Annotated in this window: 17 protein-coding genes; 8 read left to right on the top strand and 9 right to left on the bottom strand. The window is 63.9% G+C overall.

Features of this window, described 5'->3' with window-relative positions; translation table 11 throughout:
• Positions 1 to 2: 2 nt before the first annotated feature.
• From C4S68_RS11640 to C4S68_RS11630, 3 genes are all read left to right on the top strand, one after another.
• Complete coding sequence (locus C4S68_RS11640) at positions 3 to 410, top strand: hypothetical protein (protein ID WP_235011533.1); 408 nt, start codon at positions 3 to 5, stop codon at positions 408 to 410.
• A 145-nt stretch (positions 411 to 555) separates the two neighbouring features.
• Positions 556 to 1,497 carry a lipoyl synthase gene (lipA, locus tag C4S68_RS11635; RefSeq protein WP_103933209.1) on the top strand — a complete coding sequence of 314 codons (942 nt, stop codon included), beginning with the start codon at positions 556 to 558 and terminating at the stop codon, positions 1,495 to 1,497.
• A gap of 228 nt (positions 1,498 to 1,725) precedes the next feature.
• On the top strand, positions 1,726 to 2,100 hold the full coding sequence (locus C4S68_RS11630; protein ID WP_103933208.1) for a gamma-glutamylcyclotransferase family protein: 375 nt from the start codon (positions 1,726 to 1,728) through the stop codon (positions 2,098 to 2,100).
• 37 nt (positions 2,101 to 2,137) lie between these two features.
• Here C4S68_RS11630 and C4S68_RS11625 read toward each other — a convergent pair whose 3' ends face one another.
• Together C4S68_RS11625 and C4S68_RS11620 are read right to left on the bottom strand one after the other, a co-directional pair.
• On the bottom strand, positions 2,138 to 2,533 hold the full coding sequence (locus tag C4S68_RS11625; RefSeq protein ID WP_235011532.1) for an RNA-binding S4 domain-containing protein: 396 nt from the start codon (positions 2,531 to 2,533) through the stop codon (positions 2,138 to 2,140).
• Positions 2,533 to 4,740 (bottom strand): molybdopterin-containing oxidoreductase family protein, encoded by a 2,208-nt coding sequence (locus C4S68_RS11620; RefSeq protein WP_103933207.1) that lies wholly within the window; start codon positions 4,738 to 4,740, stop codon positions 2,533 to 2,535. The genes C4S68_RS11625 and C4S68_RS11620 overlap by 1 nt, the downstream gene beginning before the upstream one ends.
• A gap of 44 nt (positions 4,741 to 4,784) precedes the next feature.
• Here C4S68_RS11620 and C4S68_RS11615 point away from each other — a divergent pair, with 44 nt between their 5' ends.
• From C4S68_RS11615 to adhP, 5 genes are all read left to right on the top strand, one after another.
• Positions 4,785 to 5,261, top strand: a complete 477-nt coding sequence (locus C4S68_RS11615) for a YybH family protein (RefSeq protein WP_103933206.1) — start codon at positions 4,785 to 4,787, stop codon at positions 5,259 to 5,261.
• A gap of 102 nt (positions 5,262 to 5,363) precedes the next feature.
• Entirely contained in the window at positions 5,364 to 5,819 is a 456-nt protein-coding gene (locus tag C4S68_RS11610; RefSeq protein WP_160115112.1) for a YybH family protein, read from the top strand.
• Between the two features lie 44 nt (positions 5,820 to 5,863).
• Positions 5,864 to 6,691: an ATP-binding cassette domain-containing protein gene (locus tag C4S68_RS11605; RefSeq protein WP_103933322.1), complete on the top strand. Its 828-nt coding sequence runs from the start codon at positions 5,864 to 5,866 to the stop codon at positions 6,689 to 6,691.
• A gap of 302 nt (positions 6,692 to 6,993) precedes the next feature.
• Positions 6,994 to 8,544, top strand: a complete 1,551-nt coding sequence (locus tag C4S68_RS11600; RefSeq protein WP_103933204.1) for an aldehyde dehydrogenase family protein — start codon at positions 6,994 to 6,996, stop codon at positions 8,542 to 8,544.
• 167 nt (positions 8,545 to 8,711) lie between these two features.
• Positions 8,712 to 9,788 (top strand): alcohol dehydrogenase AdhP, encoded by a 1,077-nt coding sequence (gene adhP / locus C4S68_RS11595; protein ID WP_103933203.1) that lies wholly within the window; start codon positions 8,712 to 8,714, stop codon positions 9,786 to 9,788.
• 77 nt (positions 9,789 to 9,865) lie between these two features.
• Here the strand turns inward: adhP and C4S68_RS11590 are convergent, their stop codons facing one another.
• From C4S68_RS11590 to C4S68_RS11560, 7 genes are all read right to left on the bottom strand, one after another.
• Entirely contained in the window at positions 9,866 to 10,981 is a 1,116-nt protein-coding gene (locus tag C4S68_RS11590) for an ABC transporter permease (RefSeq protein ID WP_103933202.1), read from the bottom strand.
• Entirely contained in the window at positions 10,978 to 11,937 is a 960-nt protein-coding gene (locus C4S68_RS11585; RefSeq protein ID WP_103933201.1) for an ABC transporter ATP-binding protein, read from the bottom strand. The genes C4S68_RS11590 and C4S68_RS11585 overlap by 4 nt, the downstream gene beginning before the upstream one ends.
• Positions 11,934 to 13,097: an HlyD family secretion protein gene (locus tag C4S68_RS11580; protein ID WP_160115111.1), complete on the bottom strand. Its 1,164-nt coding sequence runs from the start codon at positions 13,095 to 13,097 to the stop codon at positions 11,934 to 11,936. The genes C4S68_RS11585 and C4S68_RS11580 overlap by 4 nt, the downstream gene beginning before the upstream one ends.
• Positions 13,098 to 13,193: 96 nt before the next feature.
• Positions 13,194 to 13,643, bottom strand: a complete 450-nt coding sequence (locus C4S68_RS11575; RefSeq protein ID WP_103933199.1) for a gamma-butyrobetaine hydroxylase-like domain-containing protein — start codon at positions 13,641 to 13,643, stop codon at positions 13,194 to 13,196.
• Between the two features lie 58 nt (positions 13,644 to 13,701).
• Positions 13,702 to 14,502, bottom strand: coding sequence for a sulfite exporter TauE/SafE family protein (locus tag C4S68_RS11570; protein WP_103933198.1), 801 nt, complete (start codon positions 14,500 to 14,502; stop codon positions 13,702 to 13,704).
• A 60-nt stretch (positions 14,503 to 14,562) separates the two neighbouring features.
• Entirely contained in the window at positions 14,563 to 15,300 is a 738-nt protein-coding gene (locus tag C4S68_RS11565; protein ID WP_103933197.1) for a hypothetical protein, read from the bottom strand.
• Between the two features lie 18 nt (positions 15,301 to 15,318).
• A complete protein-coding gene (locus C4S68_RS11560) occupies positions 15,319 to 15,900 on the bottom strand; it encodes an LOG family protein (protein ID WP_103933196.1) in 582 nt (193 codons plus the stop codon).
• Between the last annotated feature and the right edge of the window lie 50 nt (positions 15,901 to 15,950).

Below are 15,950 nucleotides of genomic sequence, written 5' to 3'. Positions count from 1 at the left end.
AGATGCCTGACGAAACCACCAGCCACGAGATGACACCTGCGACGGAACCTGTCCGCAAGGGCCCGCGCGCGCTTCCCGGGATGCTTCCCGGCATGGCGCTGATTGCGATGTATCTGCTGCTCATGGCGATGCTGAATGCGTTTGCAGCAATCAACGGCAAGTTTGTGGGTACGTCGGCGAAGTACAGCATCCTGGGCGTGTGTACTCTGCTGGCGATCGGGGTCTTTGGCTTCCTGCGGCTGAAGCGGTGGGGCTGGGCGCTGGTGACCGTGGGCTGCCTGCTGATGGGCTCGGGATACTTCTACGGCTTTGCGCACACGCACATCCCGCCGTACCTCATCCAGGGGCTGTTCGACATGGTGTTCTTCCTGTACCTGGTGCGGGCCGAGGTTCGGGAGCGGCTGCGGTAGGGCAGGGGTCTCGATCCGAGAAATGACGATCGAGTTCCGAGTTTCGCGTTACGGGCTGCGAGCTAGTGACGTGAGGCGAATATCGTCTGGTCTCTTGCCTCTCGTATCTCGCCTCTTCCCTGAGGTCTACAATTATTGAAGCGCTATGGCTGCTCTTCCCTCTTCGGACCTCGTTCAGATCGATCTTTCGCCGCGCCAGCGGGCTCCCAAGCCGGAGTGGCTGAAGGCGCGTGCGCCGATGGGCGAGACCTTCCACAACCTGAAGAAGATGGCGCGCGAGCTGAACCTGCACACCGTGTGCGAGAGCGCGCATTGCCCGAACATCGGCGAGTGCTGGAACGAGAAGGCGGCGACCTTCATGATGCTCGGCAACCTGTGCACGCGGCGCTGCGGCTTCTGCGCGGTGCCCAAGGGCAAGCCGGACCCGATCGACCATCAGGAGCCGGAGCGCGTGGCGTATGCCGTCGCGCAGCTGGGGCTGAACCATGCGGTGATCACGAGCGTGAACCGCGATGACGACAACATTGGAGCGGCGCAGGCGTTCGTCGAGGTCATCCGGCAGATCCGGCTGCAGGCTCCGGGATGCCGCGTCGAGGTGCTGACGCCGGACTTCCAGGGCAACGAAGAATCGCTGCGGATGGTGGTCGCGGCGCGACCGGAGATCCTGAACCACAACATCGAGACGGTGCCGCGGCTGTATCGCGTGGCGAAGTCCGGTGGACGGTACGAGAAGTCGCTGCACTTTCTGAAGCATGCCAAGGAGATCGCAGCGGAGATGTTCTCGGACCGCGAGGGCGACCAGATCGTGACCAAGACGGGCATCATCGTGGGCATGGGCGAAGAGATGCACGAGCTGCTGGGCGTGTTCCGCGATCTCGCGGACCGCAAGGTGGACATCCTAACGATTGGGCAGTATCTGCGGCCCTCGCGCGATCATCTCCCGATGGCGCGCTACTACACGCCGGATGAGTTTGCCTTCCTGAAGCATGAGGCCATGGCGATGGGCTTCAAGCACGTCGAGAGCGGACCGCTGGTGCGTTCCAGCTATCACGCGCATGAACAGGCGCAGTCGACCGGACTCGCGTAGACTGGTTCCAATCCAACCGGGATTGCACGTCATCCACACAATGCAGAAGTTCTGAGGCCGTTTGTCTTTGGCTTCGGGATACCCCTGCGTGCAGGATGTTATTCCGAGCTCTGGTCTTCGCGCCGAGCCCTTTTGGGCTGCGCCGTGGGACCGGAGGCTGGTAGATTCTGTGCGCGAAAGAACCTGTTTTTCCCCGCTGTTTCGTTGGAGGCCCGCCCAAAATCCGTCATGGCTGAGCCGATCGACAACCTGATCTTCGTGTACGGCACGCTGCACCCCGACCGCTCTCCTGCGGAGATCGTGCAGGTGACGCGCCGCTTTGAGCTGGTGGGCGAAGGCACGATCGAGGCGCGGAAGTATCAGTTCCAGCACTATCCGGCGATTGTGCTGGGCGACCTTGGCCTGGTTGCCGGCCATGTCTTCCGCGTGCCGGATCCCGAGATGTGGGCCGCGATCGATCGTTATGAGGGCTACTACCCCACCCGCCACGACACCAGCCTGTTTGTGCGCACCCGGACCCTCGTAACGATGAACGATGGATCGAAGCTGGAGGCGTGGGTGTATGAGTACGGGCGCCGGATGCCGGTGAAGAGCAGAGCGTAACGCCGCCAGCGTGTGAGCGAATAGCTCGACTCGCGAACTAACGTTCCCGGCCGCGGAATTTGTTCAGCATGCGGCGATCGCGACCGGTGGGCTTGGCCTCGGGGAGCGATTCGAACTGGGCCATGACGCGTTTCTCGGCAAGGAGCTTCGCGCGAGCCTCGCGGCTCTCTTCACTCTCGCTGAAGAGCTTCTGTGCCGCAGCAGCGGGGCCGCGGATTTCGCTGAGCTCGACTACCTCAATCTCATACAGTCCGGAGTCGTTGGTGACGTTGAGGCGGTCGCCGATCTTCACATCGCGTGCGGGCTTGGCGAGCGCGCCGTCGAGGCGCACGCGGCCGAGGTCGCAGGCTTTGGCGGCCAGGGCGCGGGTCTTGTAGAAGCGCGAGGCCCAGAGCCATTTGTCGATGCGCATGTTGGTTCGTGTGCCGCTCATCAGTCCGCCGCCATCGCTTCGTCTTCAAGACGGCTGTTCGCGGCGATCTTCTCTACTTCGACGAGGGTGGAGTAGAAGGTGGCGCCGCCGCCGATGTCGGTGAGGCGCTGGCTGGTGAGGGCGTTCACGTTCTTTCCGTCCTCGGCGAGCTTCTGCCAGTCGAGCCTTGCGGCGACGACACCCGCGCCGACCGAGCTTCCGATGCGAGCGGTGAGCGTGATGCGTCCGCGGGCGTTGAAGATGCTGACGCGATCGCCAGTCGCGATGCCGCGAGCCGATGCATCCGTCTCGTGCATCTCGAGCATGCCTTCGCTGCGGCGCTCCATCTGCTGATGGACCGCGTGATTGGCGAAGGTGGTGTTCATGTAGTTGTCGGCCTTGCGCGGGAGGAACTCGAGCGGGAAGGACTTCGCTTCGTGGCTCTCGCTGCTGCGTGACTCGATGGGCGCAATGAACTCTGGCACGGGCAGGAGCTCGGCCTTGCCGCTGCGGGTGTGGGCGAACCACGCCGGCGTGGAGAACGGCAGCGTGATGCCCTGCTCGTTCTTCGGCAGGACGAGCTCGAACTGACCGTCGCGCTCGAGCGCCTCGACGTCGATGGTGGCGAGGGTTGGGCCCCTGGGCGAGAGCGCCTGCGCGATGAGTTCTTTCTCGGTTGCCTCGAAGATGGCTTCGCCGGGAAACATGCGCTGGCCGAGGGCACCGAAGAAGCCAACGTTGGAGCGGGCCTCGCCAGAAGGCTCGATCGCCTTGAACGACCGCTGCGCGACGCGATGCCCGTAGCTGCCCATCAGCTCTTCGTGTTCGAGGAAGGTGGTGGCTGGGAGGACGATGTCGGCGTAGTCGACGGTGTCGGTGAAGAACTGCTCGTGGACGACGGTGAAGAGGTCGTCGCGACGCAGGCCGGCGAGCACGCGCTCGGAGTCCGGCGCAACGGCGGCGGCATTGCAGTTGTAGACGACGAGCGCCTTGACCACAGGGCCGGCGGGCATGGTCGCCGAGGGCGAGTGCGTGGGGCTGAGTTCGGTGAGCGCGAGGCCGAGCTCGTTCATGTTGATGACGCGGGCATCGCGACCGAGCGGGCTCTGGCGCATGAGCTCGGGCATCTGGAGCTTTTCCGAAGCGAACGGGAAGACCTTGCTCATAGAGAGCAGCACGCCGCCGCCACGCTGCTTCCAGCTGCTGGTGACGAGCGGCAGCATGCTGACCGCGCGCACGGCCGTGCCACCGCCTTCGCCGCGCTGGATGCCGTAGTTGACGCGGATGACGGCGGAGGCCTCCGTGCTGCGGCTCTGCAGGCCGTAGGCGCGGGCAAGCCGTTCGATCACGTCTGCCGCAATGCCGGTGATGGCGGCGGCGCGCTCAGGTGTGTGCTCGGGCTTGAGCGCATGATCACGCAGCTGCTCCCAGCCATCCGCGCAGTCGCGGAGGTAGGCTTCGTCGGCGAGACCATCGCGGAAGATCACGTGCATCATCGCGAGCGCAAGCAGGGTGTCCGTACCGGGATTGATCTGGAGGTGCTCATCGGCGAGGGCCGCAGTGCGGGTGCGATAGGGATCGATGACGATGAGGCGCGCGCCGTTGCGCCGGGCCTGCTCGATGAAGGGCCAGAGGTGGATGTTGTTGCCGTGGACGTTGCCACCCCAGACGAGGATCAGCTTGGCGAGCGCGAACTCCTGCGGCGTTGGGCCGACGCGCGTGCCGTAGACGCGGGTGAGCGCCTCGCCACCAGCGCTGGAGCAGATGGTGCGATCGAGCTGGGATGCGCCGAGCCGGTGAAACAGACGGCGATCCATCGAACCGAAGCCGAGCTGGCCGATGGTGCCCGCATAGCTGTAGGGCAGGATGCTTTCGGGGCCGTGCTCCTGCGCGATGGCAGCAAGCTTCTCCGCGATGAGATCGATTGCGGTGTCCCAGCTGATGCGCTCGAAGGCCTCAGCCTCGCGGCCTTGCGGGAGTGGTCCCTTGGGCATGCCGGGCTTGCGGCGCATGGGGTAGAGCAGGCGGTCGGGAGCGTAGACGCGGTCGAGGTAGCGCGCGACTTTGCCGCAGAGGAAGCCACGCGTGACGGGATGCGCGGGGTCGCCCTGGACCTTCGTCGCGCGACCGGTGAGCGAGTCTACAGTGACAAGCACACCGCAGGAGTCCGGGCAGTCATGCGTGCAGACGGTGTGCACGACGTGCGAGTTCGGCCGCGGCTGGCTCATGTCAATATTGTAGGCGTCCGATACCGCTTCGAGGAGACCTCCGCATGCGCTCTGCGCCCCGCTTCGCTGCTTCTATTCTGGCTGCCGCCCTGCTTACGCTGGCACTGTCCGCTCCCGCCGCCGCGCAGGCCCCGGAGACTGCTGCCATCACCGCGATGATGCAGAAGAGCGCGGACGACTGGAACCGCGGAGACATCGACGCCTTTGCGACCTGCTACAAGAACTCGCCGGAGATCGAGTTCATCGGGCCGACGATCAGCCATGGCTATGCGGGGATGCTGGAGACCTACAAGAAGCACTATCCGACCAGGGACGCGATGGGGACGCTGAGCTTCAACAAGCTCGACGTGAAGGCGCTGGACGCACACTTTGCGACGGTCACGGGGTGGTTCCACCTGGAGCGCAGTGCGGCGGGCGGTGGAAACGCGGACGGATACTATCTGCTGGTGGTGGAGAAGACCGCTGCGGGATGGAAGATTGTGCGGGACGACACGACGGGGCATGCGCCGGTGACGAAGTAACGGGCGCAATTCGCAACCTGCATCAAGGCGCGTATGCTCATACGCGCGCGAGATCCGGGATCGCGTGGCACACGTATTCTGTGCAGAACCCAAGGGGGACCGATGAGACTCCTGAAGCTGTTCCTTGCGACCGCGTTGCTGACTGCGCCCGCCTTCGCGCAGAGCCCCGACCCGCTGTTTACGGCGAGCAGGCAGCAGCTCGACGTGGTGAAGGTGGTGTTGGCGCAGCAGGCGGAATGGAATGCCGGCGACCTGGACAAGTACCTTTCGCACTTCAAGGACGCCGCCGACACATCGATGATGCTGGCGGGGCCGGTGCGGGGCATGGGCAACATCCGCAATGCGTTTCACACGATGTACCCCAACCGCGATGCGATGGGCGAACTCGACAGCACGGAGATCGAGGTGCGCGCGCTGGGTGAGAACTTCGCGCTGGCTACGGGCAATTACCGGCTGGCGAGGTCCAAGAAGAGCGGCGGCGAGGTACGAGGCACGTTTAGTGAGATCTTTGAGAAGACGCCTTCAGGTTGGAAGGTGATCTTTTCGGAGTCGATTTAGGGTTGGAGTCGATGGAGTCTTTGCAAGTCTTGCCGGAAGTGGACATGACCGCGGCGCCGTTGATGGAAGCGCGCGGGCTGGTGAAGGACTACGGCCGTGTGCGCGTAATCGATGACGTGTCGTTGTCGCTGTATCGCGGCGAGACGCTGGGGCTGGTGGGCGAGTCGGGCTCGGGCAAGAGCACCGTGGCGCGGATGATGCTGCGGCTGATCGAGCCGACGGCGGGCAGCGTGGTCTATCGGCCTCATGGCGAGGGCAAGGAGATCGATGTGCTGGGTTGCAGCCGCACGGAGATGCGGCGTCTGCGGCGGCGGCTGTCGATCGTCTTCCAGGACCCCTATGCCGCGCTCGACCCGCGTATGACGGTGCGGCAGATTCTCTGCGAGCCGTTTGCGATCCATGGGGAGCAGCCGGAAGAGGGTGTGGACGCGAGACTCGCGGCGATGCTGAAGGATGTGGAGCTCGATGCCTCGGCGCTGCCACGGTACCCGCATGAGTTCTCCGGAGGCCAGCGGCAGCGCATCAACATCGCGCGGGCGCTGGCGCTGCGGCCTGAGGTGCTGGTGCTGGATGAGCCGGTGAGCGCGCTGGATGTGTCGGTAGGAGCGCAGGTGATCAACCTGCTCCAGGAGCAGCAACGACGGCATGGGCTCACGTGCCTGTTCATCTCGCACTCGATGCCGCTGGTGCGGTACCTGTGCCATCGCGTGGCGGTGATGAAGCGTGGGCGCGTGGTCGAGCTTGGGCCCTGGCAGCAGGTGTGCGAGCGACCGCAGGAGGCGTATACGCAGCAGCTGCTGGCTGCTACTCCAGAGCTGCCTGCGGCGGGGCCGGAATTGCCTGCGGCGGGGCCGGAGCTGCCGCTGGCGTGATGCTGGTCCGATGCGGCGATCCTGCTGCATTGCGTTGTGTCCCCGCGAGTCCCGGTCTGCGATAGAAGCCCGTTACAGGTGATCCCCGCGGCTAAGCATGTTCTCTGCACATTACGAAGGAGTTGCGCTCACAGCGAGATTGCGTAACTCCCCGATCGATGCGCCCGAGAACCTAATACGTGCCTAACTATGATAGGCCCCTGCCAAATGCCTTGTCCGTGCCTGCCATCACATCCAGTCCTGTACCGCAGGTAGCAGACTTCGTGGCGTTGATGTTTCACGTATCACGAGGGAAGGTATCTATGTCAGCAGCAGTGTTGGAAGCTCAAGACGCGATTTTCGAGCAGGCGTTTGCCACGATCCGCAAGGATGGCGTGCGGGCGCGGTATGACAACTTTATCGGCGGCCAATGGGTCGCACCGATTCAAGGCAAGTACTTCACCGACCACAGCCCGATCAATGGAGCGCTGCTGGCCGAGTTCGCCCGTTCCTCGGCGGCGGATGTTGAGACGGCGCTCGACGCTGCCCATGCGGCCAAGGACGAATGGGCCAACACCTCAGCCGCCGGTCGTGCCGCAATTCTCAACCTGATTGCCGACCGGATGGAAGAGAACCTCGAGCTGCTGGCGACGGTCGAAACGATGGACAACGGCAAGCCCATCCGCGAGACGCGCAACGCCGATGTTCCCTTGTCGATCGACCACTTCCGCTACTTCGCGAGCTGCATCCGCGCAGAGGAAGGGTCAGCCGGTGAGCTGGACAAGGACACCGTCGCGTACCACTTCAAGGAGCCGATGGGTGTGGTCGGGCAGATCATCCCGTGGAACTTTCCGCTGTTGATGGCGGCGTGGAAGATTGCGCCGGCGATCGCTGCCGGCAACTGCACGGTGATCAAGCCAGCGTCAAACACGCCGCTGAGCCTGATGACCATGATGGACCTGATCAAGGACATCGTGCCTGCGGGCGTGATCAATGTCGTGACCGGCCCCGGTGGCGAGATCGGCAAAGCGCTGGCTGCGAATCCGCGCATCGCCAAGGTCTCCTTCACGGGAGAGACGACGACCGGCCGCCTCATCATGCAGTATGCGGCTGAGAACCTGATCCCGCAGACGCTGGAGCTGGGTGGCAAGTCGCCGAACATCTTCATGGCTGATGTGATGGACAAGGACGATGACTTCCTCGACAAGGCGCTGGAAGGGTTTGCTCTGTTCGCGTTCAACAAGGGTGAGGTTTGCACCTGCCCGTCTCGCGCGCTCGTGCATGAGTCCATCTTCGATAAGTTCGTCGAGCGGGCCGTTGCGCGTGTCGCGAAGATCAAGGTAGGCAACCCGCTCGATCCAACAACACAGATGGGCCCACAGGCTTCAAGCGATCAGCTCGAGAAGATCCTCGAGTACATCAAGATCGGCAAGGATGAGGGTGCTGTCTGCAAGACCGGCGGTGGAGCAGCAAAGATGGAGGGCGATCTGGCGAACGGCTATTATGTGCAGCCGACCGTCTTCGTCGGCCACAACAAGATGCGCATCTTCCAGGAAGAGATCTTTGGACCGGTACTTTCCGTGACGAAGTTCAGCACGATCGAAGAGGCGCTGGAGATTGCCAACGATACGCCTTACGGCCTCGGCTCCGGTGTGTGGTCGCGTAACGGCACGGATGCCTATCGCCTTGGCCGTGGCATCAAGGCCGGACGCGTTTGGACCAACTGCTATCACCTGTATCCCGCCGGTGCGGCGTTTGGCGGTTACAAGGAGTCTGGCTTTGGCCGCGAGACGCACAAGATGATGCTCGATCACTACCGGCAGACGAAGAACCTGCTGGTGAGCTACAGCCCCAAGGCACTCGGTTTCTTCTAGGGCACTGCGTGCAGCGCGGCTCGTCTTGACGAACTTGCCAGACGAGCCGCGAGGCAGTTTCTTGCTGAAGCTGTAGACCGAGCGACTCCTGTTCTTTGGTAGAAACGCCAGGCTCCGGGGCCGCACCTTGCAATCCATGCAACACACACGACGGAAGGAAACGTGAGATGGCAAAGACAATGAAGGCGGCAGTTGTTCGTGAGTTCGGAAAGCCCCTGGTGATCCAGGAGATGGCAATTCCCGAGCCCGGTCCCGAAGAGATTCAGATCAAGATGGAAGCCTGCGGCGTCTGCCATACCGACCTGCACGCTGCGGAGGGAGACTGGCCGATCAAGCCAACGCCGCCTTTCATCCCGGGCCACGAGGGCGTCGGTTTCGTCTCCGGTGTTGGCAAGAACGTGAAGACCGTGAAGGAAGGCGATCGCGTTGGCATTGTGTGGCTGTACTCCGCATGCGGACAATGCGTTGATTGCCTCGCCGGGCAGGAGTCGTGCTGCTCCAAGGCGGAGTTTGGCGGCTACACCAAGAACGGCGGCTACGCGGATTACGCCGTGGCTGATCCGAACTATGTCGCGCATCTCCCCAGCAACGTAGGATTCGTCGAAGTCGCACCCATCATCTGCGCCGGCGTCACCGTGTACAAGGGCCTCAAGTCCACCAACACCAAGCCCGGAGACTGGGTTGTGATCTCCGGTGTCGGCGGCCTCGGACACCTGGCAGTGCAATACGCCAAGGCGATGGGCCTCCACGTTGCGGCTGTCGATGTGTCGGACGAGAAGCTCGCGCTTGCGCGGGAGCTCGGCGCCCAGCTCACCGTCAACGCCAGGACGCAGGACCCGGCAGCCTACTTCCAGAAGGAGATTGGCGGAGCTCACGCAGTGCTGGTGACGGCGCCATCGACACCGGCTTTTGCGCAGGCCATCGGCATGACCCGCGCGCGCGGCACAATCGCGCTCAACGGCCTGCCTCCGGGATCGTTTCCTCTGCCCATCTTTGAGGTGGTGCTGAAGGCCCTGACGATTCGCGGCTCCATCGTGGGCACACGTCTCGATCTGGCCGAAGCTCTGTCCTTCGCTGGTGAAGGCCTGGTCCACGCCCACACCAAGGCTGAGAAGATCGAAGACATCAACGATGTCTTCGCACGGATGCACGCCGGCAAGATCGACGGCCGCATCGTGCTGGACATCACAGGGAAGCACAGTGCTGCTGCGGTTGCGAAAGAAGGCGAGCTCGCGCTGGTGTAGGACTGCTCTACGAACGGTAATGCGCCAGAAGGCCCGGACATTGTCCGGGCCTTCTGCGTCATCTCGATGCACGAAGCCTACTCCATGCCCTGACGGACGAAGAGACGTGCAGCGAAGGCGATCGACGCAATGCCCATCAGCGTGAGGATGAGCAGGTTGGGCCACAGCTCGGCGAAGCCGGCGCCGCGCAGGATGACGCCGCGCACGATCTGGATGTAATACGTGGCGGGGATGATGCGGCTGACGCCCTGGAAGAACAGGGGCATCGTGTCGATGAGGAAGATGTAGCCGGAGAGAAAGACCGACGGGAGCACCGTTCCCATGGCGAGCTGAAAGGCTTCGGCCTGCGTCTTCGCACGCGTGGAGATGACGAGGCCGATGCCAAGCACCGTCAGCAGGAATGGGATCGACATGAGCAGAAGCTCGAGGACGCTGCCGTGGATGGGCACCTGGAAGACGACGCGCATGACGGTGAGGATGACGCACAGCTCTGCAAAAGCCAGCGCGCCGTAAGGCAGCATCTTGCCGACCATCAGGCCGAGTGGAGCAACCGGCGTCATGCGCAGCTGCTCCAGTGTGCCGCGCTCACGCTCGCGCACGAGGCTGAGCGCGATGAGCAGGATGACCATCACCTGCAGCAGTACAGCGATGAGGCCGGGGACGAAGAAGTTCGCAGCGCGGGTAGCGGGGTTGTAGAGCACCATCGGCCGCACTTCCAAAGGGATGGGTTTGCCTCGCAACAGCGCAGCGATGGACTGCGTAAGTGCGACGCCGTTGGCTGCGTTGACGGCCTGACCGGCGACGTTGGAGTCGGAGCCATCTACAAGGACAAGCACCGTGGCGCCGCTGCCGTTCTGCACGCGCCACGCATAGTCGTAGGGGATCTCGATGCCGACGCGGGCCTTGGCTGCGCGCAGAGCTTCGTCCATCTGTGGCTCGCTGGTCGCGGTCATCGACATGCGGAAGACGTCGGAGGCGGCGAAGCTATCGAGCAAAGCGCGGCTGGGCTGCGTGCGCGACTGGTCGTAGACGATGGTGGGGATCTGGCGCACGTTGGTGTCGACGGCAAAGCCGAAGAGGAGCATCTGGATGAGCGGCAGCACGAGGGCGAAGACCAGCGTGCCCGGATCGCGCACGAGGTGCGTGAACTCCTTGCGGCAGATGGGCCCGACGCCGAAGAAGAGGCCGTTCATTTTGCTGCCCCGCTGGCGGCGTTGGCGATCTGATACGTGAGTGTGACGAAGACGTCTTCGAGCGATGGCTGGATAGTTTCGATGATGACGCCGGGAAGCTTCGCGCGCATCGCTTCGATAGCTGCGGTCTCGATGAGCGCATGAATGGAGCGGCCAAAGATCGTGGCTTCGCGCACGCCAGGGAGAGCACGCAAGGCGTCGAGCATCGCGGAAGGATCGGAGTGCCCATCGGCCTCGAGCTTCACGCGCACGGTGCCTTCAGGGTTCGCGCGGGGCAGCTTCTGCAGCTCCGCGATGGTGCCGACCGCGATGAGGTGCGAGTTATAGATGTAGCCGACGCGGCCGCAGCGCTCGGCCTCGTCCATGTAATGCGTGGTGACGAAGAAGGTGACGCCCTGCGCGGAGAGATGGAAGAAGAGATCCCACAACGAGCGACGCGCGACGGGATCGATGCCCGCGGTGGGCTCATCAAGGAAGACGACCTGCGGCTCATGCACGATGGCGCAGGCCAACGCGAGGCGCTGCTTCCAACCGCCCGAGAGTGCGCCGGCGCGGCGCGTGAGATACGGTGCGATGCCGGTGAGGTCGAGCAGTTCCCTCTTGCGCGCGGTGGCCCTCGCGCCGGTGATGCCGTAGACACCGGCGTAGAAGTCGAGGTTCTCTTCGACCGTGAGGTCCTCATACAGACCGAAGCGCTGCGACATGTAGCCGACGTGCTGCTTGATGTCGGCGCCATGCTCGCGGATGTCCATGCCGAGGATGGAGCCAGTGCCCGATGTGGGTTTGATGAGGCCGCAGAGCGCCTTGATGATGGTGGTCTTGCCGGAGCCGTTGGGGCCAAGGAAGCCGAAGAGCTCGCCCTTGTTGATGCTGAAGCTGACGTCGTCCACGGCCGTGAAGTCGCCGAAACGGATCGTGAGGTGCTCGGCGGAGATGACTGCACCGCTGGCGCTCATTGGAGGTGGACCGTCGCGGCCATGCCAGACTTCAGCAGGCCTGCAGGCTGCTCCACGCGCACCTTGACGGCGAAGACCTCGTGCGCACGATCATCTTTCGTCTCGACGTTGCGAGGAAGGAACTCGGCCTGCGAGGCGATCTCTTCCACGTGTGCCGCGAAGGTGTGGCCGGAGGCTGCATCGGTGGTGATCGTTGCATGTTGATTGAGCTTCAAGCTGGCAAGATCCGTCTCAGGCACGTAGATCTTGACCCATAGCTCGGAGTCTTCGAGCAGCGTCATCACGATCTGGCCGGGAGGGACGAGGTCGCCCGGGCGGATGCTGACGGTCTCGATGGCACCAGTAGCGGGAGCGTAGAGTGCGGCCTCGCGAAGCTGGGCATCGAGCGCTGTGACCTGCGCCTGTGCCGCGACCAGCGCGGCCTTGGCGGCGTCAATGTCCTCTCTGCGATTGCCGAGCTCGGTGAGCCTGGCCTGCGCGGCGGCCTGCGCGTAGCGCTGCTGCGCGGCTTCGATGTCTTCGTGGCGCGTACCGGCTTCAAGCAGGAGAAGTCGTTGCCGCGCGGCTTCGGCCTGCTGCGCGGTGGCGTCACGCTTGGCCTTGGCGTCGTCGTACTGCTGGCGCGAGACGGTCTCACCGCGCACGAGCATGGCCATGCGGTCGTAGGTGACCTGCGCGTCGTGTGCATCGGCCTGTGCGGAGGCGTAGTTCGCGCGGGCTTCGAGGATCTCCTGCTGGCGCGGGCCGTTCTTCGCCTCCGCCAGCATGGCCTGCTGCTGCGCGGCGTTGGCCTGTGCCTGCTCGATCTCTTCGGGGCGGAAGCCGCGCTGCATCTTGGCGAGTGCCGCGGCGGCCTGGGCAGCCTGCGCCACGGCCTGGGCACGCTCGGCGGTGAGCTGATCGGCCTCGAAGCGGACGAGGAGATCGCCCGGCTGGACGCGGGCGCCGTCATCGACCGCAACCTGCGTGACGCGGCCACCGATCTTGGAGCCCACCTGCATCTCGCGCACCTCAACGGTGCCGGAGTAGAGGCCGGACGGTGTGCGTTGGGAGCGGAGGTAGAGAACGATCGCGAGCGTCGCCACGACGAGCACGGCGATCACGACGAAAGCGCGTCGGCTCGATGCGGTAGAGCTTTTGGCTTCGACAGCTTCGCTCATCGTGCGTGCGCCCTCATGCCTTCGGACCCGTGCGCCGCAGCTGCGACGCAGCATCCTCATGATGCCTGAAGATGGCGAGGAGCGCAGTGGCACGCGTCACTGCTTTGCGTCGGCGGCCTTCTGTGCAAGTTGATCGGCCCACGCGGTATCGCAGACGTTGCGCAGGTAATCCCAGGAGTAGATTCCGGCCTCGTGGCCGTCGTTCCAATGGAACTTGACGGCGTACTTGCCGATGGGAGTGATCTCGAGGGGGCGCGAGGGAGCCTCATACATGGGCAGCAGCGACTGCGGCTTCGGCTTGGGGATGCCGGGCTCGCGGTGGGCGGCCTCGCGCTCTTCGTGGCAGTTGGCGCAGGGGCAGGCGGCGCGGAGCCAGGCGAAGGGCCACTCGGAGACGTGGCCATCCTTCCACTCGATGCGCATGCCGGTGCCGCCGGTCTTGTCGATCTTGACCTTCGCGGGCTGGATGGCGGCTCCGCCGAGTTGCAGCTTCTCTGCGCGCGCGGCCTCCGCGGCCGAGACCATCCTGATGCCTTCGTGACTCATCGATAACTCCTTTCGCACGGGCCGGGTTCAGTGGGGCCAACGTGCCATCGAATGGCGGCTAGCTACCGTGCGCTTGCCGCCAGAAAAACCAGGCTGCGATGATGCAGCCCATCACCACGACAACGCCGCGCAGGATGTCACCATTCATGCGCTTGGCAAGCTTCGCCCCGGTGTAGCCACCAACCGCTGCAAAGGCCATGGAGATGACGCAGTCATGCCATACGATCGCGCCCATGAGAATGAAGGTGACGATCGCGCACAGGTTGGAGCTGGTGGCGGCGACCACCTTCATCGCGTTGAGCTGATGCATGTCCTCCATGCCGAAGAGCGCGAGGATGGTCATGACGAGGAACCCTCCCCCCGCGCCGAAGTATCCGATGTAGAAGCAGACCGGAAAGAGCGACAAGGCGAGTGGGATCGCAGGAATGTGCGGCTCGATCTGCGGAGCGAAGTTTGGGTCTGTGGCGCGGCGGCGAAGCCACTTCGAGAACGGGCCGCTAATGCCGAAGATCAACGTGCCACCGAGGATGAGCCACGGAATCATGTGAAGGAAGGTGCGTTGCCGGGTATGCAGCAACGTCTCCGCCCCGGAGACTCCACCAAGCAGGCTGGTGATCGCGATGACGGGAAGCAATTTGCGGCGGATGTCGCCGCGCAGCGTCGCCAGTGAAGCCAGCTGACCGGGCCAGAGCGCCACAGTGTTGGTGGCGTTGGCCTGCACCGGCGGAACGCCCACACCGAGCATCGCGGGGAAGGAAAGGAACGAACCTCCACCTGCCATCGCATTGATCATCCCAGCAAACAGCGAGGCTACAACAAGCCAGATGTATCGCCAGTGCGGAAATGAGGCCAGGTGCATGAATCTCTATTTTATCCGGCTGGTTCCACGGCGACGCGACGCGGCCTCGAACCACAGCGATTATGCCTGCTGGCGGGCCAGCCAGCGTTCGCTTTGCCGCATGTAGGCGCGGACGTTGGTCGGCAAGCTCTCCGACCAGCGAGGACGGGGCTCTCCGCGAAGCTGGGCGAAGCGGGCCAGCGCATAGCCCCAGAGTTCTTCGGTGAGATAACCCAGCGTGCTGGTGCTCCAGCCCTGCAAGCGGTTGTCCTGCCATTGCTGGAACTGGAAGGCTGCGCTTGCGTTGAGAACTCCGAGCCCGAGGAAGACGGTGCACAGGTCCGTCATGAGCTCCATGTCTTCCTCTTCACGGGGCAGCAGACCATCGCCGAGAAGTACGACGTGGGCCAACTCATGCGCGAGTGTTGCGGCCAGCGCCACGGGCTGCTGGATCTGGCGAGCGTGCAGCGCGATGAGGTGCGGGCCCTCGGCCGCGTGCATATAGTATCCGGCTGCACCTTTGCTTCGAGACTTGCCTGTTGGCAATCGTTCGCGCCAACGATCTTCTTCGTCCGCGAAGAGCTCGACCGTGTAGCGGTCTGCAGCCACTCCCATGTAACCCGCGATGCGGGCGGCCATGGTGCGCACGCTGTCAAGTGAGCCATCGAAGCAGTCGGGAAAGAACTCGTCGGTGGGCAGCACGACGGTGCTCTGAAACATTCGATCGCGACCGATGATTGCGGCGAGGCGCGTGATCCCGCCATCAACCCAGAGCCGCTGCTGCTCGGATACAGGCGGGCGAGGCCGGAAACCAAACACGACGTGCTCCTTAGACCGCTAGGACAGGTGTGCGAGCGCCAGAGCCTCGTCCACCGTGGTAGCGACGAGCAGGCGATGCCTGTGGCTGCGCAGCATGCCTTCCTGGTCGCAGTAGTCGAGGAAGTCGATCATCTTGTCGTAGAAGCCAGCGACGTTGAGCAGCACGACGGGCTTGGAGTGGATCTTGAGCGACTGCCAGGCCACCACCTCGAACAGCTCTTCGAAGGTGCCGAAGCCGCCGGGAAGCGCGAGGAACGCATCGGCCTTCTCCGCCATGAGCGCCTTGCGTGTGTGCATGGTGCTGGTGACGTGCAGCTCGGAGATGCCATCGTGCGCGACCTCCATATCCACGAGGACGTGGGGAATGACACCGACGACGTGGCCACCGGCGGCCAGCGCGGAGTCCGCGACGGCGCCCATGAGGCCGACCTTCGCTCCGCCGTAGATGAGGCCGATGTTGCGCGCCGCCATGGCGCGGCCAAGCTCTTGGGCCACCTCGCGGTAGACGGGCTGCGCTCCGTTGACTGAGGAGCAGAAGACAGCCAGGCTCTTGCGCGGTGTTGCTTCGGGGTTCAGTTGCGTTGATACGCCTTCACTCATGCCCTCCAGCATAACGTGGCGGTCGTTGGAGATCTGTGAAGGCGGACCGG

Source organism: Bryocella elongata (assembly GCF_900108185.1).
Taxonomy (GTDB): Bacteria; Acidobacteriota; Terriglobia; order Terriglobales; family Acidobacteriaceae; genus Granulicella; species Granulicella elongata.
Note: the sequence above shows the minus strand (reverse complement) of the source record. Positions and strands in the feature narration are given on the sequence as shown.